This window comes from Herbaspirillum frisingense (genome assembly GCF_047325095.1).
In the GTDB taxonomy this organism is placed as follows: domain Bacteria; phylum Pseudomonadota; class Gammaproteobacteria; order Burkholderiales; family Burkholderiaceae_D; genus Herbaspirillum; species Herbaspirillum frisingense.
The window spans coordinates 2,110,478-2,130,620 of sequence record NZ_CP168558.1 but is presented as its reverse complement, the minus strand read 5'-3'; the positions used below and the strand labels follow the sequence as shown (position 1 = coordinate 2,130,620).

Genomic DNA, 20,143 nt, shown 5'->3' with positions numbered 1-20,143 from the left:
ATCCACATGCTTCCCGAAAAAAAGTCATCACCGAACCTGGAAATGGCCCATCTCCGGCGCGCCGAGGAACTGCCGCAGTTCCGTAGCGTGCTGGAGATGTGGCCGGCCGAAAAATACCGCACTTTCAACCAGGAGCGCATCGCCGTGCTCAACATGGAAGCGGGCGTGATTGCCATGGTTGCCACCCGGGGCGTGAACCTGTCCTCGGAGTGGTTCCACATCCTTGACCGCCTCAAGCGCGACGGCAAGACGCCACGCATGTTCTTCACCGCCGAGCCTATCGTCTTCGAGGTCCTCGACTATCAGGTCGCCGCCAACCATGAGGCGGCGGCGACCAGGGCGGTATCGGGGATTGACCTGATCATCGCCGAGTCCAAGCCCTTGAACTACTTCGCCGACATGGTCGGGCGCGCCATCGAGATCGGCGCCAGCGATGCCCATCTCGAGGTGCGCGGCGACTATGCCGTGCTCAATGCCCGCGTGGATGGCGTGATACGCCGCATCGGCAGCTATCCGGCGCAGATCGTCATTGATGCCGTCAGCGCCGCCTTTACCGTGCAGGCCGAGGAATTATCGCGCTCGGACGCCGCCTTCAATGCCCGCCTGCCGCAGCAGGCCATGATCCCGATCCGCAACAAGGACCGCGATTTCACCCTGCGCTACCAGAGCCACCCCTCGGTGGGGGGCTTCGATGTGGTGCTGCGAATCCTGCATTCCAGCGCCAGTTCCTCCAGCAAGGTCAAGACCCTGCCGGAACTGGGCTACCTGCCCAGCCAGGTGGAGCAACTGGACCTGGCCATGCAGTCGGCCTGGGGCGGTGTGTTCGTGGCTGGCGTGACCGGCTCGGGCAAGACCACCACGCTCAATTCCATGCTGTCGATGCTGGCGGCCGGTGGCGAACGCAAGATCATTTCCATCGAAGACCCGGTCGAGTACATCGTGCCGGGCGTGACCCATCTCTCGGTGCAGCGGACCAATGCCATCGGCGCGGAAAACCCTTTCCTCAACGCCATGCGGGCCTTTCTGCGGCTGGACCCCGATATCGGCATGTTCGGCGAGGTGCGCGATCCGCTCTCCGGCGAAATCGCCCAGGCCGCCATCGAAACCGGCCACAAGATCTTTACCACCGTGCATGCCACCTCGGCCCTAGGCATCGTCTCGCGCCTGACCTCCAAAATGGTAGGACTGGACCGGCATGCCGTCTGCAATCCGGAATTCCTGTCCATCCTGGTCTATCAGGCGCTGCTGCCCAGGAACTGCCCGCATTGCAAGCTGCCCGCGAGGGAGCGCCTGCCGGCTGAGGAGTTGAACGCCTACGAAACCGTGTTCGGTCTCGACATCGACCAGATGATGTGCGCCAGCGACAGCGGCTGCGTCCATTGCCGCATCCCCGGCGTGGATTACAGCCAGCTGTCGCACGCCGGTACCCGCGGCGTATGCGTGGCGGCCGAGGTGATCACGCCCGACAACGACCTGCTGCGGCTCTTGCTGGCCGGACGCGATCTGGATGCGCGTGACCACTACCATGCCGCCCGCTCAGCTCCCTTCGACGCCCCCGACATGCGCGGCAAAGCCGCCTGGGGCCATGCCCTCTACAGCCTGACCCAGGGGCAGATCGACCCCTATTACTTCAAGACCACCTTTGGTCATCCCAAAGGATTCCGCCAGATCGTGCACAAGAGAATGTCATGAACGTATTCGAACACCTGCAACTTAGCATGGCCAAGCGCCAGCTGCGCGCACGCCGGGCCGAGTTCTACTTCGACCTGGCCATGTCGCTGGAAGACCGGGTGCCGCTGTTCTCCACCTTCAAGAAGTATGAGAAGCGCGCCCGCAAGCGCGACCGCGGCATGGCCCTGCTGTACCGCCACATCCTCAGGAATGCCATCAACGGCTCCCTGGCCACGGCGCTGGAGGGCGTGGCGCCCACCTCGGAACTGATGATGCTCGATGCCGCCCAGACCGCTGGCGACGCCAGCGTGGCCGAGGGCCTGCGCTTCCTCTCCGGCACGGTGGAAAAGACCGAGCGCATGACGGCTGCCATCAAGGGCGCGGTGATGTATCCACTGTTCCTGATCGCGCTGTTCTACGCCATCCTGCTGGGCTTTTCGTTCTACGCCATTCCGGTGCTGGAATCGATCATGCCCGTGAGCGAGTGGCCAGCCTCGGGCAAGGCCCTGGCCGCCGTTGCCAACGGCGTGCGGCATTACGGGCTGCTGATGATCGGGACCAATGTCATCCTCTTCATCGCCTTCATGTATTCGTTGGCCCACTGGGCCGGCCCAAGCCGACGGCCGTTCGATAAGCGCCTGCCTTATAGCGTCTACCGCGACTATTCGGGTGCCATGCTGATCGTCTCGCTGGCCTCGCTGATGCGCTCGGGAATTTCCCTGCGTTCTTCGCTGGAGCAGGCGGTGCGCTACTCGACCCCATGGATGCGCTGGCACGTCCGCAGCATCCTGCGCGGCATCAGCTCTGCCAACGCTGAAAACTTCGGTGCCGCCTTCGGCACCGGCGTGCTCAACCAGGACCTGGAAGACCGCATCATGGACGCCTCCGAACGCCGCGATCCGGTGGAAGCCTTCGTCAAGATCGGCACCGGCTCCATCGACCGCATCGCCACCTCCATCGAAAAATCGTCTGCCCGTCTCAACAGCGTGATGCTCCTGCTCTGCGGTGTCGCGCTGGCCTCCATGCTGCTGGGCTTCATGGCGACCACGCAACAACTGCAGAGTGCCGTGCAAAAGAAAACCCAACAAACCTCGCAGAGGAACTGATGACTTCCCTACTTCATCGCATCGCGCAGCAGCTGCTGTGCTTCCCCCGGTGCAGTCTTCTCCTTGCCCCCCATCGGCACCCACGGCGCCACCCCTACCGCCGACAACGCGGTTTCGCACTAGGCCAGGCACTGGTGACCACGGCCATGCTGGGCACAGCCGGCGCGGTTGGCACCGACTGGGCTTCGCAGCAACGCCAGACCGCCGTGCTGGAAGCGCAGAACGCTGCCTATGCGCGCATCAACAATGGCATAGGCGCGTACATGACACTGTACTATCCGCACATCATCGACCGTAGCACCTACCCCGACAGCTGTGCCAAGGTCAGCTATCCAGCCTCAGGCAGCCCTGACAAATCATGCTATTTCGCGGCCAGCTACACAGATGCTGCCGGCGCGAGCAAGACACATCAGGTCACCAACATCCTGCAGCCAACGCTGACCGACCTGCAGACCCTCGGCCTGGTGGCCCGGGAGATTCCTGCCGCCCCCTTGTTGCCGGTGCATGCCACGGTGGTCACGGGCGGCGCCACCGGCAGCGCGGCCACAAAGAATGACAACGTCTACGGCATCGTCATCAAACGCACGCCGGCTGGGACCGACATCAATCTGGATTCGCTGGTCTTCAACGTACAGCCCTATGCGCTGGTGCATGCCGACATGTCGGCGCTGCTGCGCATGTCCAACGGTGCAGGTGCAAGTTCGGGGTTGCCCGATCGTGACGCCGCCACCAGCAGCATCAATCCCAAGTTCGACCTGAAAGCCTACGCCGGTGCCTGGAGCGTTCCCAATCCGGTGCAGCAGCGGGTGAAAAACGTCACCACGGGCCTACCAGGCATCCTGGCCTGGCGCAATGGCTATGCAGCCGCCGTCGCGCTGGAACTGATCCGCCGCGACGGCTCGCTCAAGCCGACGGCGGACTGGGATTTTGCCAATCACTCCATCACCAATCTCAAAGAATTAGAGGCGCAGCACATAACCACCAGCACCCTGACGGCCAATGGTTCCGCCAAACTCAACAGCACGCTGGATGTCACTGGTACCCTGACGGCGCTGGGCAAGATGGTGGTCCAGGGTGCTACCGATATCCAGTCGCTGGTGGTCAATGGTGAGGCCACCTTCAAGGCCCCTGTGAAGATGGAGAAGTCGCTGGATGTGGCAGGCCAGTTGAACGCCAAGGGTGGTGTTAGCACCGCCCATCTGAACATCGAGAACGGCACCCAGCTTACCAGCGACGGCGCCCGTCTATTGGTGAATGGCGACTTCGTCACGTTGGGTACGAAATGCGCACAGAATCTAGCGCTGGCACAGGACACCACTGGACGCCTGATGATGTGCGCCGCCGGCAGCTGGCAGAGCGCCAACAACAACTATGGCCTGAGCCAAGTCAATTCCGGGGATAGTTGCAGCCCGGACGGTTCAGCCGCCTATCTGCCCAACGGCCTGATGGCCATCTGCAGGGAACATAAATGGCAACCCGCAGCCATGGGTAGTCAGGTATCGGGACAGTCCTGCACCACGAAGGGCATGATGGCTGCTGAAATCACGGCGCAAGGCGTGGCCAATCTGCTGGTCTGCAAGGCGGGCAGCGGCAGCAGCTTGGTGTGGTCGGCCAGCATCTATGCGCGCCCCAAGGCAGAAGTCGCCAAAGAAGGTGACAGATGCAACACCGATCAGATCAATGCCTTGGCAAGTAACAGCAATGGTGATGAGTCGGGCATTCTGAGGTGTACCGCCAATGGCAGCGGCGGCGTACAGTGGAAGATGCCTTTCAAGAAATACACGGAATGGGCCATCGATACCAACGAATATCTGGCCGCCGACTTTAGCTGGAAGGACTGGTACATTAACCCCGGATCGTATTGGGGCCAGACCATCCGGGGACCGGTCACCCTGAATCACTGGAAAGATGGCGTCATCATCAAGCGCTGGGAAAACATACAAGTGCCGCACGGCCCCGACAATGGGCTGTATTTTCACCCGAATAGAAATGCGGGGGGGACCTACCCGGATGAAAACTACAGCCGCGTGCGGTTCGAGTTCAACGACACTCCCATAAACACGTCGGAATGGACCGCACCGAAGTTTAGAAGGCCGGCCGGCACCTGTGAAAATTGCTATCTCGATGATGATGGAAGGGTCGGAAACCCGAAGGATCCCAGTGGCCCGGACAGACGAAAGATCTTCTTCGATAGTGGATACCTCGAATTTAACTTCTATAACAAAGGTGGCACCAACTATGGTGCAATCCACTACTACCAGCTCATCATGTTCAAGAAAATTCGCGTACGGACCTACTTGATCACGGAATAAGCGATGCACGCTGCCAAAATGATGTTGATCCTGCTGTTCCTGCTCCTAGCCTATGGCGGCCCGTTCTTGCTGGGCTACCTGTACTTCCGCCTGCGGCGTGCACGCAGGGGTCACGTACCGGTCGCTCCCTCCGGCCGGACGCGCTCTGCCGCGCTACCTCTGCTCTGCGTGGCGACCTTGTTGCTGGCCTTTGGGCTCGGTCACTTCCGGGTACTGAGCTACCCCGGCGCCATCATGCTGTCGATGGTACTGGGAGCGCCGGTGTTCTTCCTCAGTGCCGCACCGCTAGTCAAGGCCAGACCTTCCACACCGGAGGATGAACGCTGAATGTACCGTCCCTATAAAGCCCTGATACTGGGCGCTACACTGGCGAGCGCCTTGTACGGCACGCCGGTGCGGGCGTCCAACCTGTGCTTCGAACAAGCGGGGACGCGCTACGGTGTATCTCCGCTGATTTTGCAGGCCATTGCCCAGCAAGAGTCGGGCATGAACCCCAAAGCGCTGAACCGCAACCGCAACGGCACGCGCGACATCGGCATCATGCAGATCAATTCCAGCTGGCTGGGATTTCTGGCGCGCTACCGCATCAGTGAATCTGACCTGCTTGATGCTTGTACCAACATCCATGTCGGCGCCTGGATACTCGGTTCCAATTTCCAGCGCATGGGTGTGAGCTGGGAAGCCCTCGGCGCCTACAACGCCGTCAGCCCGGACAAGCGCGCCCGCTACGCCACCCAGGTGATCGCCCGCCTGCGCCATCTGCTCAGAGAAGCCAGGTAGTCAGCGGTGCGTCGGCACCGCTTCTCCCCTCCCCTCAAGGAACACTGCATGTTTGGATTGGCCCACGCACTTTTCGCCGACACCAGGTTCGTCATCAGCGCTGCGGCGCTGGGCGGACTCTTCATTGGCAGCTTTCTGAATGTACTGATCTATCGCCTGCCATTGATGCTGGAAGCGGCCTACGCTTACCCACACGAGCAGGAATCACTGGGTGCAGGACAGCTGCCCTCGACACCAGTGACACTGGCGACACCAGTAGCGCCACTGACACTGGCCACGCCCCGCTCGCATTGCCCTGCCTGCAAGCGTCCGGTACGCCCCATCGAAAACATTCCGGTCCTCAGTTACCTGTTCCTGCGCGGCCGCTGTGCCGGCTGTCAGGCCCGCATTCCGCTGCGCTATCCCTTGATCGAATTGGGCAGCGCCCTGCTCGCTGCCGGCGCCGCCTGGCACTTTGGCCCGACGCTACAACTGGCGGGCGCATTACTGCTGCTGTGGACGCTGACCGCCCTCTTCTTCATCGACCTCGATCACCAGATCTTGCCCGACTGCCTTACCTTGCCGCTGCTCTGGTTGGGTCTCCTGCTCAATTCGTTTGCAACCTTCGTCCCCCTGCGCGATGCCGTCTGGGGTGCGGTCGCCGGGTATGCGGCACTGTGGAGTATTTTCTGGATCTTCCGCCTTTTCACCGGGAAGGACGGCATGGGCTACGGCGACTTCAAACTGCTCGCCGCACTTGGTGCCTGGCTGGGATGGGCATCGCTGCTGCCGATCATCGTGCTGGCGTCGACCGGTGCGGCGGTGGTCGGGTTGTGGCAGATGCGCCTGTGCGACACCGGCCGTGAACAGACCATCGCCTTCGGCCCCTACCTTGCAGTCGCGGGCGCGGTGGCGCTGTTTTGGGAAATGGGGCGGTGGGTGGGGGATTTGATGTTGATCTGAGCCTGTTGCCCGCCTGCCTGAGCAATGAACGACTCAGAAAAACTCGTTAGTGGCCTCGCTTGCCAGCATTAGGACCACATGGAAGAACTATTCCTTCATTTTCTTCGATCGATTGTTGAAGTCGCATGCCTTGTCTTTACGCGCGCATTCGCGTGGCCACGTCAGCTCATGTGGCTAAACAATGCAGAACACTTCATCACAAGATGTCTTGTATCGTTTATCGGAGGCTGCATTACCTCCGGTTTCACACTCTTACTAGTGGAACAGCTATCTATTTCGTCCACCAAATTTCTCACTATCAGCTTGTTTCTTGGACCATTTGTGGTGGCATGCCTTTTCCAAGAGATTGCGCGCTACCACATGATCATTGATTCGTCCTACCCTCGTCGTTACTTGTCGCAAGCGCTTGGGTACGCACTAGGTTTCGCCTCCATGAGATTCTTCATTTTCCCCATTTGCGCCATGATCGCCGAGGCGTTTCGATAGCAAACCACGGCTGGCAACGGCCCACGCGGGGCCGTCTTCGAAGTGCGATTCAACCCGGCAGCGTAGGCCCGGTCGGCGTGACGTCGATCTCGCGTCGCACCACCGGTTCGCCCTCGCTGAGGCGGAACACGCTGACCATCTGCATCAACTGACCGGCCTGGTTCTGCATCGACGCAGCGGCAGCGGCCGCTTCTTCCACCAGCGCGGCGTTCTGCTGGGTGACCTGATCCATCTGGGTGATGGCCAGGTTGATCTGCTCGATGCCGCTGGTCTGCTCGGCGCTGGCGGCACTGATCTCAGCCACGATATCGGTCACGCGGCGCACGCTGCTGACCACTTCCTGCATGGTATTACCGGCCTGTTCAACCAGACGGCTGCCGTCGTCGACCTTCTCCACCGAGTCGTTGATCAGTTCCTTGATTTCCTTGGCGGCCGAGGCCGAACGCTGGGCCAGGGAACGCACTTCGGACGCCACCACCGCAAAGCCGCGACCCTGCTCGCCGGCACGGGCCGCTTCCACAGCCGCGTTCAGGGCCAGGATGTTGGTCTGGAAGGCGATGCCATCAATCACGCTGATGATTTCCACGATCTTGCGCGAGGAGGCGTTGATGGCGCCCATGGTGTCGACCACCTGGTTGACCACGCCCCCGCCCTGCTCGGCCACGGCCGAGGCGGAATGCGCCAGCTGGCTGGCCTGGCGGGCGTTGTCGGCGTTCTGGCGCACGGTGGAAATGAGTTCTTCCATGGCCGAGGCGGTTTCTTCGAGCGAACTGGCCTGCTGTTCGGTGCGAGAAGACAGGTCCAGGTTGCCGGCAGCGATCTCGGAAGAGGCGGTGCTGATGGTGTCGGTACCGGTGCGTACGTTGGTGACGATGCCGCGCAGGCTGTCGTTCATGTCCCGCAGGGATTGCAGCAACTGGCCGGTTTCGTCACGCGTACTGACCTGAACCTGGGCCGAGAGGTCGCCTTCGGCCACCTTACGCGAGACGGTCACGGCCGTATGCAGCGGCTTGGTGATGCCCAGCGTCAGGTAGCGTGCCAGTACGATGCCCAGCAACAGGATCAGGCCTTCCAGCACCAGGATCAGTACCCGGCTCTGGGCGGCGATATCGTCGATTTCCTTGGCGGTGTCATCGATATCCTTGCGCTGCAGATCGACCATGTCGCGCATCAATTGCTGATACAGGGCAGCGGCCGGCACGAAGGTCTTGTCCAGCAACTGCATGGCCTCATCCACCTTGCCCTCGGCCTTGAGCTTGACGATCTGGTCGCGCGAGGACAGGTAGATCTTGCGTTGCTCGCCGATCTTCTGGAACAGCTCCTTTTCGCGAGGGGTCACCAGCAGCTTCTCTACCGCCTTCTGGTATTCGGTGGAACTACGGGTGGATTCGGCCGCCTCGGCGGCGAAATAGGGCCCCAACGACGGGTCGCTGCTCTTGGCAATGGCCAGCGTGCGGCGAATGCCGGACGAGAGATTGGTGTACCAGTCCCCCATGATCCGCTCGGTCTTGAGTGGATCGCTCATCATTTCACGGGTCGCAGAGGAGACCTGCTCCAGTCGCCACAGGCTCATCCCCGCCACCACCACGGAAAAAGCCAGGATGACGGCAAAGCCGAGCGTGAGGCGTTTGCCAATATTCATATTGCCTAAGATGTTCATTTGAGATCCGTCCCGAGTGAAGCACCCGACAGGTACTCCCCCATTAGTTAGCATGCTTTCATTATTCTTTTGACCACGGCAACCCCGATTGCCGCTGCCTTGCACTATGGCACGGGGGATCAGGCTGGACAAGAAAGCAAAGGGCAGAACACATGGACAATGCGGCCTCACTTCCCACGGGCGGGCTAGGAGGATCAAAAACGCCTCAACCGCCGGGAATGGCGCCGGAAGTCGTCATCATTTCCGCCATCGCCGACGTGAACCGGGGATCAGACAACAAGCCGACATTGAAGCGCGACCAGGGTACGTCCTGCTCTGGATCCACATGGAAAATGCTGCCCGGCGCCAACACGATATGGCGCGCCATCAGGCCCTGGGCCAGCTGCCTGGCATCCGGGAATGCCGGAAACCTCGCCCACAGGTACATGGATTGCTGCGGCGCGCAGAACAATTGCGCACCCAGTTGCTGCAACTGGTGGCAGGCGGCTTCGGTGGCCTGGGTCAGGCGATCGCGCAGACGCGCAGTGTGGCGGCTGAAGTGGCCGTCGGAGAGGATCACGTCCAGGGTCCGCTCGCAATATTCTGAACTGCTCATGTGGACCAGCATCTTGATGTCGGCCAGATCGCTGGCCAAGTCACGATGGCAGGCAATGAAGCCCACCCGCAAGGCCGCCGAGACCGACTTGGAAAAGCTGCCGATGTAGAGCGTGCGGCGCAACTGGTCCAGTGTCGCGATACGGGGCGCGGTGGCCGGCTTGAAGTCGGCGAAGGCATCGTTCTCGACGATCAGGGCATCGTAGCGGTCAGCCAGTTGCAGGATCTTGTGGGCCTTGTGGGGCGAGGTGTCGGAGGCAGTCGGATTGTGCGCCAGCGACTGCGTGAAGAACAGCGGCGGCTTGCCCGGCAGCTTCAGTTCGCGCTCCAGTGCATCCACGTCCGGCCCATCCGCCAGGCGCGGAATGCCGACGATGCGCGCCCCCGAGAGCTTGAGCTTGCCATAGAGCATGTAGTAGCCCGGCTCGTCGACCAGCACCCGGTCACCGGGGCGCACGAAGTTGCGGATCACGATGTCCAGCGCCTGGTTGGCACCGTGGGTCAGGACGATCTGCCCTGTGCCGGCATCGATGCCGTGCTGGGCCAGTTTCTGTACCAGATGCTGGCGCAACGGCAGGTAGCCGAAACGGCTGCCATAGCCGAACAGCGCACCCATGCCGGTGCGCACCACTTTCTGGTGGAACTTGTCCAGCCGCACATCGTGCAGCCATTCCACCGGTGGAAAACCGTCGCCCAGGCGCAGATGGCCGGGGTCGTGCTTCAACTGTTCGCGCATGAGCCAGACCACGTCCATGGCGCGGCTCAGGCTGCCCTCCTCTTCTTCCTTGGGGCGCGGCGGCGTCACGCAGACGAAGAAACCGGAACCGCGCCTGGGCTCCACCACGCCCTGGGCCGTCAGTTCATCGAAGACGTTGACGATGGTGTTCTTGGCGCAGCCGTGCCGCGCCGCCATCTCGCGAATCGACGGTAGCCGGCTGCCGGGTGGGTGCAGGCCTTCGGCAATCTGGCGGCGGATCAACTGGACCAGCGTGCTGGTGAGGGTGGGTGCGTCAGCCATGGCAATGGGTCTCCGGCGAGGCCTCTGGCGGGCCCGTGGATGGAAAAATATGAAGATTCTTGCTGCAATGCAAAGGGATTGTCTTGGGTACAGTTCACTTGCTGTTGGCCACAACTGTACCCATGCGCAATGGTACACGCTTGCTATCCTGCCTGCGCTGCCCGGACAAGGCTTCCCTGCCCGGGCTGACGATACCAACGACAACCAGTGAGACAAACGCATGCGCAATGACACCCTCCCGGGTGCGGCCCCGGATTCCCGCCTGCCCGGCTTCCGTTCCCTTGCTCCCACCGAGCGCCTGGCCGAGGTGAGCCGGCTGGCCCATCTGGATGAAGCCGAGCAAGCCCTGCTGGGGCAGCCCGGCGGCCTGCCACTGACGACTGCCAACGGCATGATCGAAAACGTGGTCGGCACCTTCCAGCTGCCGCTGGGCGTGGCCGGCTACTTCCAGCTGAACGGCCGCGACGTGCTGGTGCCCATGGCCGTGGAAGAACCGTCGGTGGTGGCCGCCGCCTCCTTCATGGCCAAACTGGTACGCGCCTGTGGCGGCTTCCAGACCTCCAGCAGCACGCCACTGATGCGGGCGCAGATCCAGCTGATCGGCGTGAGCGACCCGCACGGAGCGCGGCTGGCCATCCTCAAGGAACGCCAGGCCATCATCGACATCGCCAACAGCCGCGACCAGTTGCTCAACCAGCTGGGGGGCGGTTGCCGTGACATCGAGGTGCATGTCTTCCCGGATACCCGCCGCGGCGCCATGGTGGTAACCCACCTGATCGTGGATGTGCGCGACGCCATGGGCGCCAATACCGTCAATACCATGGCCGAGGCAGTGGCCGGCCACATCGAGCAGATCACCGGCGGCCGCGTGCGGCTGCGCATCCTCTCCAACCTGGCCGACCTGCGCCTGGCGCGGGCGCGGGTGAAGGTCTCGGCCAAGGTGCTGGCCACCGACCAATACAGTGGCGAGGAAGTCATCAACGGCATCGTCGATGCCTATGAATTCGCAGCCGTCGATCCTTACCGGGCGGCTACCCACAACAAGGGCATCATGAACGGCATCGACCCGGTGATCGTGGCCACCGGCAACGACTGGCGGGCGGTGGAAGCCGGCGCCCATGCCTATGCCTGCCGCCAGGGACGCTACACTTCGCTGACCCATTGGGAAATCGCTGCCGACGGCGACCTGGTGGGCACGCTGGAAATACCCATGCCGGTGGGCCTGGTGGGGGGAGCCACCAAGACCCATCCAGCGGCCCGCGCAGCGTTGAAGATCCTGCGCGTGCAAAGCGCCCAGGAACTGGCCGAGGTCGCCGTGGCCGTGGGCCTGGCGCAGAACATGGCGGCCCTGCGCGCGCTGGCCACCGAAGGCATACAGCGCGGCCACATGGCGCTGCATGCCCGCAACATCGCACTGGCGGCCGGTGCCGAACCGGCGGAAATGGACTGGCTGGTGCAGCAGATGGTCGCCAGCCATGACGTGCGGGTGGACTATGCCCGCCAGTTGCTGGCGCAACGTAGCCAGGGCTGACGGGCAGTACGGTAATTACGAACCACGAGCCGCCACCAGGCGGCCGATAAAAACGAGGAGACAAATATGACTACATCGACCAAGCTGCGCCTGCTGGCCGCGACCTGCGCCGTTGCGGGCGCCTTCGGCCTGGCCGGCCCGGCGGAGGCCCAGGTATCCAATGACGCCGTGCGCATCGGCTTCATCACCGACATGTCCGGCCCCTATGCCGATACCGATGGCCTGGGCGGCCTGGAGGCGATCCGCATGGCGGTGGCCGACTACGGCGGCAAGGTGCTGGGCAAACCCATTGAAGTGATCTCCGCAGACCACCAGAACAAGGCCGACATCGCCGCCACCCGCGCCCGCGAATGGGCCGACGAGCGCGGGCTGGACATGTTGATCGGCGGCGTGAACTCGGCCACGGCCCTGTCCATGAACAAGGTGATGGCCGAGAAGAAGCGGGTCTACATCAACATCGGAGCCGGTACCGCGCGCCTGACCAATGAGGAATGCACGCCCTATACCGTCCATTACGAATACGACACCGTGGCCCTGGCCAAGGGTACGGCCAGCGCGGTGATCAAGCAGGGCGGCAAGTCCTGGTTCTTCCTGGTGGCCGACTATGCCTTCGGCCATTCGCTGGCCAACGACACCAGTGCCGTGGTCAAGGCCAGTGGCGGCACGGTGGTGGGCTCGATCAAGCACCCGCCGCAATCCTCGGACCTGTCGTCCTTCCTGCTGCAGGCCCAGGCCTCCAAGGCGCAGATCCTGGGCCTGGCCAATGCCGGCGAGGACACCGTCAATTCGATCAAGGCCGCCAAGGAATTCGGCGTCACCAAGACCATGAAGCTGGTGGGACTGCTGATGGTGATCAACGACATCCACGCCCTGGGCCTGGCCAACGCCGAGGGCCTGATGATGACCGACAGCTGGTACTGGGACAAGGACGAGCCCTCGCGCAAGTTCTCCGAGCGCTTCTTCCAGAAGATGAAGAAGATGCCCAGCACCCACCAGGCGGCTGCCTATTCGGCCACCATGACCTACCTGAAGGCGGTGGAAGCGATTGGCACCGATGATTCGACCAAGGTGATGGCACAGTTGAAGAAGACCCGCATCGATGACTTCTACAACAAGGGCTACATCCGCGCCGACGGCCGCAACATCCATGACATGTACCTGTACCAGGTGAAGTCGCCGGCCGAATCGAAGAAGCCCTGGGATTACCTGAAACTGCTGGAGACCATCCCGGGCGAGCAGGCCTTCACCACCGTGGCGGAATCCAAATGCAACCTGCTCAAGCAATGAGGTGACGGAAATCGGCCCCTGAGTCAGGGTTAGCCGGTGTTGTAAGCACAAAAGGACGGAGAGGCCCGCAGGACGGGCCTCTCCGCTTTTTTATCTTCACATTTCCCATACGAAATGTGACGAAAGCCTGACCAATCGTGCGAACTTTGCAGAGAAGGCCGGTCCAGGCTTGCCTAAGCTCCCGCTTGCGCCTACTCTTGCAAGCCCGCCTCACGACCAATACCCCTGCCATGGGCGCCGTTCATGACACGGCGGGACAATATCGCGCACGCTCATCCGTCAGCGACGACACAGCGTCAGGCCACGTTCACGCCGGCCAGGACGCGAAGACACGGCAGAACTGCCCTACCGATACGCCAAGGAGCCCCTTTTGAGTCAGCCCCAAGCCAACCGCCCTGCCCGCCCACCTACGCCACCTACGCCCCCCACGCCACCGACTCCGTCCAGCCCGGCGGGCTTCACCCGCTACCAGAAGACCGTGACCGGCCTGCTGGCCTTCCTGCAATTTGCGGTCATCCTCGACTTCATGCTGATGTCGCCGCTGGGCGCGGTGATCATGCCGGCCATGCAGATCACGCCGCAGCAGTTCGGCCTGGTGGTGTCAGCCTATGCCTTCAGCGCCGGGGCCTCGGGCCTGCTCACGGCAGGCTTTGCGGACCGCTTCGACCGCAAGCGGCTGCTGCTGTTCTTCTATGGTGGCTTCGTGCTCGGCACAGTCTGGTGCGGCCTGGCGCAAAGCTTCGAGAGCCTGCTGCTGGCCCGCATCGTGACGGGCCTCTTCGGCGGTGTGATCGGCTCCATCACGCTGGCGATTGCCACCGATCTGTTCGCCCCGCATCTGCGCGGGCGTGTCATGGGGATCATCCAGACCTCGTTTGCGGCCAGCCAGGTGTTGGGCATCCCGATCGGGCTGTACCTGTCCAATACCTGGAACTGGCATATCCCCTTCCTGGCCATGGCGGCGCTGGGCGCGATCGGGGGATTGGTGGTGAGCATGAAGATGCAACCGGTGGACGGTCACCTGAAGCTCAAGCAGGAGCACAGCGCATGGATGCACCTGTATCACACCATTACCGAGCCGCGCTACCTGATTGCCTTCGCCACGACGGCCTTGCTGATGACCGGTGGCTTCATGCTCATGCCCTTCAGCAGTGCCTATCTGGTCGGCAACCTGGGCATCGATCTGCACCACCTGCCGACGGTCTATCTGGTCACCGGGCTGTGCACCATTGCTTTCGGTCCGCTGATCGGGCGCGCCGCCGACAAGGTCGGCAAGTTCCGGGTGTTCTGTTTCGGAGCGGTGCTGTCCATCATCATGGTGTTGATCTATACCCACCTGGGGCCGGTGACGGTGCCGATGATCGTGCTGATCAACGCGGTGCTGTTCCTGGGGATCTTCTCGCGCATGATTCCGTTCCAGGCGCTGGTCTCGTCCATCCCTTCGCCCACCCAGCGGGGTTCGTTCAATGCGGTGAGTGCTTCGATCCAGCAACTCTCCGGCGGTCTGGCCTCGGTGGTGGCCGGGCATATCGTCACGCTCGGTCCTGAGGGGCAGTTGCGCCACTTCGATGTGGTCGGTTTCGTGATCGTCGGCACGACCTTGCTGGCCTCCTTGCTGGTGTGGCGATTGAACCGCGATGTGCAGTTGCGCACAGCCGCTACAAGCGCAGCGGCTACGGCAACGACCGCGGCCCCGGGCGCAGGTGGCTGAGCGCCACCGCGCCCGGCGGGGCTGGCCGCACGCTTCAGCCGCAGTCCCGCCCCGCATAACCTGCCAGGATGCGGATGATTTCCCGCCCCTGGAGGTCTGAACGGCAGTAGTGATCGACCAGCAGCCGTACGTCCTTGTCTCCCTCCTGCGGTAGTACCTCGGGCTCGCTGCCGGTCAGCAGCCAGTTGAGGTCCACCGCCAGTTCACGATGCAACTGCAATAACAACTCGCCACCGGGCATGGCCTTGCCGGCTTCCAGCCAGCTGATGTGTCCGGTGGATGTATTGAGGCGCTGACCCAGCTCGCGCTGGCTCAGGCCGTTGGCGAGCCGGATCTCCTTGATGCGGCCGCCGATTTCTTCACTGAACATGTCCTCTCCTCAATACGGGCAGGCCATGCGCGCTGCCCGTATCCCTCGCCGGGCCTGCCTGACAACGCCGCCGGCAAGACCACAGGCATTAATTTCAGCCGCGCTTGACGACCAGAAAACTCGCCACCATCATCACCAGCGACTTGCCGCGTTCTGTAGCGCGGACATAGTCCTTGATGAGACCCTTGACGTGAAAGCCGTGGCGCGGCGGCAATTCTGCTTCCATGCCACTGAGCAGCCAGTTGATGTTGACGTCGAACTCACGATGCAAAGTACGCAGGAAGCGCCCACCCGGCATGCTGTGTCCCAGCTCCACACAACTGATATACGCACCGGACGTCCCCAGGCGACTGGCGAAGTCACGCTGGTTCAAGCCGCTGGTCAACCGGATCGCCTTGAGCCGTTCACCGATGGCTTCCTTGGTTTCGGTCACGGACTTGGTGGGTGCGATATCGATCTCTCGCTTCATCTTCTTATCCTCCGAAAGGGTAGAACATTGCATGCACCGCATCGGGCGCATGCATGTTGTGGGCATCGACGAAGTGCAGGTGGCCGTCGATGCTGGACCCCGAATTGAAAAAGTCGAAGTGTTCGCTCTGCATGAAAATCTGCTGCAAGGTCAACACCCCATCACTGAATTCGATGCGGCGATTGGGGTTCACCAGTGCATCCAGCGCCCCCTCCCGCAACAGGATCTGGCCACCGCCACGCAGCACCAGCAGCAGGTCGATACCGAGGCTGCGCACATCCTTGATCGATTCGATCGGAATCTTGCGCAACGCAGTGCCGGCCTGTCTCACATCGATCGTATAGGTGGTCTTGCCCACCAGGGCTTCCTCGATGGAACTTGCTGCATCTGACATCGGCTATCCTCATTCAACCTTCTGAATACGGATTTCCAGCGCCTCTGTGCCGCTCTGGCGCGCCGCCGGGACCGGCTCGATGCGTTGGCGGATACGGGCCGCCGGGACACCCACGGAGAGCAGGTGGTTACGCACGGCGACCACCCGGTAGAAGGCCATCCGGTTGGACTCCGACAGGCCTTCCACGGCGGTGGAGGAGATGACGAAGGTCTGGTCGGGACGTGCATTCCAGTCGAAGTGGCTGAGGAAGGTATCGGTCATGCGCTTGGCTTCCGGCGGGTTCAGGTCCACGGTACCGGGGCGGAAACGCACGATCAGCACGCTCGGACGCAAGGCCAGCGCTTCCACGCCCTTGTCCAGGCTGCCCGCCGCACCGCTGGCGTCGAGTATGCGCTCGGAGGCGCCTTCCTTGGCCAGGTCGGCCTCGGTGGTGGACTTGAGATTGTTGCCACGTTCCTTCTGGTTGGGCTTTTCGACCTTGGACAGGCCATTGGCCTTGAAGCGCATGTCACTCTCGCGCAGCTTTTCCTTCAGTTCGGCGACATCGGCCTTGTAGCGGATTTCGTTCTCGTTGAGTGTCTGCCGCAAGCGTTCGATCTGGGCATGCAGGTCATCGGGGCTGGGCACCACCGGTTTTTCTTCCTTGTCACCCGCATGCGGCTTCTCCGAAGCCTGGCCCTGTGCCTCGATCTTGGCGGTCTTGCTCTCGTAGGCCTCGTCGCGCGCCTTCATCGAGAAGTACATCACCGCCATGGCGAGGATGGCGATCAGCAAGAGCAGGTACATGACCATGTTGACCATCGAGTCGACGAACCCGGGCCAGAAATTTTGATCATCTGCATCGGTGGAATGGCCTGCCATTTTTTCTCCTAAGTCTTGATTGACGTTCTTGATTGAAATCCGTGGACGGCTGCCCTGTCGCGGCCGTCCCGTGGTGTGGCCAGCGCGCCGGTCGATCCGATGCGCTGGCGAGGTTGCCTGTTATCGATACTTGCTACATTCACACTCCAAAGATGGTCGCGATGCTGTTGGGGTTGTACGCCACGTTCTGCAGGTACAGGTTGTAGATGGTCGTGCCGGGACCGGCGCCATCCAGATCGATCGCCAGCTTGGTGGAAAGACCTCCAAACGACGATGCCTTGACGAAGCTGTCGAGGTTGGCCTTGGTCACCGTCTGCCCGAAGATGGATACCTTGTCCTGGCCCAGGTAGAAGTCCGTGATGGTGGCGGCCAGCTTGCTCTTATCGGTGGCATTACGGTAATCCCCGACTATCAAGGTGTCCTTGCCGGCGCCTGTCTGGATGTTGGTACCCTGGCCCTTCTCGGTGGTACCCAGCGGAATGACGTCATCGCCGGCCCCACCGGTCAAATCCCTTAGGCTTTGCGGGATCCAGTACCAGGCCACGGTATGGTTCTTGATCCAAAGCGTCTGCCCATTGTTGACGCCGTCCGTAATATTGGTGACGACGAACCTCACGTCCTTGTAAAGGCCCGGCTCGAGGATATTGGCAGGAGCCTTCAGCGAAAAATCACCCGCCTTGAACTTACCGAACGCCATGATCCTGTTCCCCATGATGGCCTGAATCTCATACTCTTCGCCGCTGCTTCCGGGCGTGCCCACCGTGCCGGAGAAGATCACATTCTGCTCCGGCGCGATTTTCCCGGTGGAAGTGCTCGGTAGCTCAGTGATCATTGCGTACTTGGTCAGGGAGTCATTGAGGGCCTGGGAAACTCCGGATTCACCGGTGATCCGCAGATTGCTCACCACCGGCGCGGCCAGCCCCTCCGCAATCGTGACCGGCACATCGTTCGAGCTGACCGTATTGCCGGCCAGATCGATGAACTTGGCCGTGATCACGTGCTTGCCGGGCGACAGGTTGTTCTCGACGGTCAGCCCTAACGTGATCCCGGCTCTGCCGACGTCGCCTCTGCCCAACGTTGTGCGAACCAACAGCTTTTCGCCCTCGTAGAGCGCGATGGCGTCACCCTCGCTGGCCTTCGTGCCGTCGTAGGTCACGTTGATCGTCGGCGCCGAACTTTCGATGTTGGTCGTCACCTGATAGAACAGGCGGATAGCCGATGTGCTGGTTCAAGGTCAGACGATTGATGTTGGCGATGTCAAGACCGTCAACCAGGATGCGACCCTGCTGCGGGCGATACAGACCCGACAGCAGGCGCAGGATGGTCGACTTGCCAGCCCCGATCGGCCCCAGGATGGCGATACGTTCGCCAGCCTTGATGGAGAGCTGGTCTATGGTCATGGCGTTGAGCAGGCTGCCAGCGTATGTGAACTTGGCATCCTCTACGCGGAACTCGCCGCGCAGGCTATCTGGCGTCAACTGCCTTTCGTCGCCCTGATCGGTCTGGAGGGCGTAGATTTTTTCGAGGCCAGCCAGAGTCGCCTTGGTGTGCGCGCGCTGCACCATCAGGCCCGGGATCATGGCGACCGGTGCCAGGATGCGACCACCAAGGATGGAGCAGGCAATCAGCGCGCCCATCGTGATCTGACCATTGATGACCAGGAAAGAGCCAACAATGACGGTGGTCGAATAGCTCAGCTGCTGCAACGTGGCCGCGATGTAGCCGGCGTGATCGCCGATGGCGCGCATGGCCATGTCGCTACGGATCGATTCGGCGCTGACGTCGATCCAGCGTGAAAGAAATTTCCAGCCGCCGGAACCGGACTTGATGGTCTCGACACCCTCGACCGTCTCCACCAGCAGCCCCGTTTTGAGATTGGAAGCTGCAGCGCTCTTGTCTGCCAGACGTACGACCTTGCGATTGGAGAGGTAACCGATGGCAATGGCGGCCAAGCCGAAGAGCGTCGGTACCGCCGCCATCCAGGGGCTGGCGATGAAGGCGATCACCAGAACGAACAGCAGGCCCAATGGCAGATCGACGAGGGTGAACAGGGTCTGGGAGGTGTAGAAGGAGCGGATCTGTTCATAGCCACGCAACTGGCCAGCGAGACTACCAACCGAGCCAGGCAGCTGATCCACCCGAACCGATAAGAGTCTCTCAAAAAGTGCCTGCGAGAGCTTTGCATCCAGACCGGAAACGACCGTATCCATGATGTGCGAGCGGGCGAACTTCATACCCAGCTCGAAGAGAATGGCCAGTCCGACGCCAATGGCCAGCACGATCAGAGTGGCAACACCATGGGTGGGAATGACGCGGTCATATACCTGCATGGAAAAGATCGAAGCACCCAGGGCGATGATGCTCATCACGACCGATGCGAGAACGACCTCAAGGAAAACAGGCCGGAATTCGGCAAGGGCTTCCTTGAAGACGCGTTCGAATCCATTCTGCCCGCCTTTGGCAGCAAGAACGGAAAAATCGATCTTGCAAACACCTTCAGCGAAATCGCCATCACTGATCAGTGCATGGCCTTCCTCGCTAATGAAGATCCAGCGACCGTCGGGACGCTGATCGACGATGATGCCCCAACCACGCTCCTGCACAACGCCCAGCACGGGCAACTGACTGCGATCTGGTGCTTTGAGAAGCTGTGCCTTAGGTAGACTCAGCGCGCCACATAGGGAGTTGATGTCAATGGCAGTGCCGCCAGATTTCTTCATCGCCGCAGCGATGGCGGCATTGAGTCGCACACTGTCAATCACGACACCCTGGCGTCGCGCAACGGTCATCAGTGCCCATGACAGGGAGGAGGCAAGTTCACTCATTGCGTGGCTCCCTGCACTCGCGGGTCGCGGACATTTCGACGACACATGTCGTGCGACGGTGTAGTCAGCCTGGGCGACATAAGCTGTCGGCGGCGAGGATGACGAAGGGCGTTCTTTCTCATGGCG

The 20,143-nt window shown here is 61.7% G+C and carries 17 protein-coding genes; 9 read left to right on the top strand and 8 right to left on the bottom strand.

Features of this window, described 5'->3' with window-relative positions; genetic code table 11:
* Positions 1-6: 6 nt before the first annotated feature.
* The 6 genes from ACEOAC_RS09955 (at position 7) to ACEOAC_RS09930 (ending at position 6,811) form a co-directional block, all read left to right on the top strand.
* A complete protein-coding gene (locus tag ACEOAC_RS09955; protein WP_413444305.1) occupies positions 7-1,692 on the top strand; it encodes a GspE/PulE family protein in 1,686 nt (561 codons plus the stop codon).
* Positions 1,689-2,777, top strand: a complete 1,089-nt coding sequence (locus ACEOAC_RS09950; protein WP_413444304.1) for a hypothetical protein — start codon at positions 1,689-1,691, stop codon at positions 2,775-2,777. The genes ACEOAC_RS09955 and ACEOAC_RS09950 overlap by 4 nt, the downstream gene beginning before the upstream one ends.
* 146 nt (positions 2,778-2,923) lie before the next feature.
* Complete coding sequence (locus ACEOAC_RS09945) at positions 2,924-5,089, top strand: hypothetical protein (protein ID WP_413444303.1); 2,166 nt, start codon at positions 2,924-2,926, stop codon at positions 5,087-5,089.
* Positions 5,090-5,092: 3 nt separating this feature from the next.
* Entirely contained in the window at positions 5,093-5,416 is a 324-nt protein-coding gene (locus ACEOAC_RS09940) for a hypothetical protein (RefSeq protein ID WP_413444302.1), read from the top strand.
* Positions 5,417-5,869 (top strand): lytic transglycosylase domain-containing protein, encoded by a 453-nt coding sequence (locus tag ACEOAC_RS09935; protein ID WP_413444301.1) that lies wholly within the window; start codon positions 5,417-5,419, stop codon positions 5,867-5,869. It begins immediately after the preceding gene.
* A 48-nt stretch (positions 5,870-5,917) separates the two neighbouring features.
* Positions 5,918-6,811 (top strand): prepilin peptidase, encoded by an 894-nt coding sequence (locus ACEOAC_RS09930; RefSeq protein ID WP_241812597.1) that lies wholly within the window; start codon positions 5,918-5,920, stop codon positions 6,809-6,811.
* Positions 6,812-7,346: 535 nt separating this feature from the next.
* Here the strand turns inward: ACEOAC_RS09930 and ACEOAC_RS09925 are convergent.
* Both ACEOAC_RS09925 and ACEOAC_RS09920 read right to left on the bottom strand, forming a co-directional pair.
* Positions 7,347-8,957 carry a methyl-accepting chemotaxis protein gene (locus tag ACEOAC_RS09925; RefSeq protein WP_241812598.1) on the bottom strand — a complete coding sequence of 537 codons (1,611 nt, stop codon included), beginning with the start codon at positions 8,955-8,957 and terminating at the stop codon, positions 7,347-7,349.
* A 205-nt stretch (positions 8,958-9,162) separates the two neighbouring features.
* The gene (locus ACEOAC_RS09920; protein WP_413444300.1) at positions 9,163-10,569 is read right to left on the bottom strand and encodes a PLP-dependent aminotransferase family protein; all 1,407 of its coding nucleotides are present in this window, start codon (positions 10,567-10,569) and stop codon (positions 9,163-9,165) included.
* A 220-nt stretch (positions 10,570-10,789) separates the two neighbouring features.
* On the opposite strand from ACEOAC_RS09920, the gene ACEOAC_RS09915 reads away from it, so the two are divergent.
* The 3 genes from ACEOAC_RS09915 to ACEOAC_RS09905 all read left to right on the top strand — a co-directional run bounded on the left by ACEOAC_RS09915 (position 10,790) and on the right by ACEOAC_RS09905 (position 15,098).
* Positions 10,790-12,100: a hydroxymethylglutaryl-CoA reductase, degradative gene (locus ACEOAC_RS09915; RefSeq protein ID WP_413444299.1), complete on the top strand. Its 1,311-nt coding sequence runs from the start codon at positions 10,790-10,792 to the stop codon at positions 12,098-12,100.
* Between the two features lie 66 nt (positions 12,101-12,166).
* Positions 12,167-13,387, top strand: a complete 1,221-nt coding sequence (locus ACEOAC_RS09910) for an ABC transporter substrate-binding protein (protein ID WP_413444298.1) — start codon at positions 12,167-12,169, stop codon at positions 13,385-13,387.
* A 478-nt stretch (positions 13,388-13,865) separates the two neighbouring features.
* A complete protein-coding gene (locus ACEOAC_RS09905) occupies positions 13,866-15,098 on the top strand; it encodes an MFS transporter (RefSeq protein WP_413444503.1) in 1,233 nt (410 codons plus the stop codon).
* Between the two features lie 34 nt (positions 15,099-15,132).
* Here the strand turns inward: ACEOAC_RS09905 and ACEOAC_RS09900 are convergent, their stop codons facing one another.
* From ACEOAC_RS09900 to ACEOAC_RS09875, 6 genes are all read right to left on the bottom strand, one after another.
* Positions 15,133-15,468, bottom strand: a complete 336-nt coding sequence (locus tag ACEOAC_RS09900; RefSeq protein ID WP_006464438.1) for a helix-turn-helix domain-containing protein — start codon at positions 15,466-15,468, stop codon at positions 15,133-15,135.
* A gap of 94 nt (positions 15,469-15,562) precedes the next feature.
* Entirely contained in the window at positions 15,563-15,937 is a 375-nt protein-coding gene (locus ACEOAC_RS09895) for a helix-turn-helix domain-containing protein (protein ID WP_006464437.1), read from the bottom strand.
* A gap of 4 nt (positions 15,938-15,941) precedes the next feature.
* Positions 15,942-16,331, bottom strand: coding sequence for a hypothetical protein (locus ACEOAC_RS09890; protein ID WP_006464436.1), 390 nt, complete (start codon positions 16,329-16,331; stop codon positions 15,942-15,944).
* A 9-nt stretch (positions 16,332-16,340) separates the two neighbouring features.
* Positions 16,341-17,192: a hypothetical protein gene (locus ACEOAC_RS09885; protein ID WP_006464435.1), complete on the bottom strand. Its 852-nt coding sequence runs from the start codon at positions 17,190-17,192 to the stop codon at positions 16,341-16,343.
* Positions 17,193-17,331: 139 nt separating this feature from the next.
* Positions 17,332-18,387 carry a hypothetical protein gene (locus ACEOAC_RS09880; protein ID WP_413444496.1) on the bottom strand — a complete coding sequence of 352 codons (1,056 nt, stop codon included), beginning with the start codon at positions 18,385-18,387 and terminating at the stop codon, positions 17,332-17,334.
* Entirely contained in the window at positions 18,314-20,017 is a 1,704-nt protein-coding gene (locus tag ACEOAC_RS09875; protein WP_413444498.1) for a peptidase domain-containing ABC transporter, read from the bottom strand. Before ACEOAC_RS09875 ends, ACEOAC_RS09880 begins: the two co-directional genes overlap by 74 nt.
* Positions 20,018-20,143: the final 126 nt, after the last annotated feature.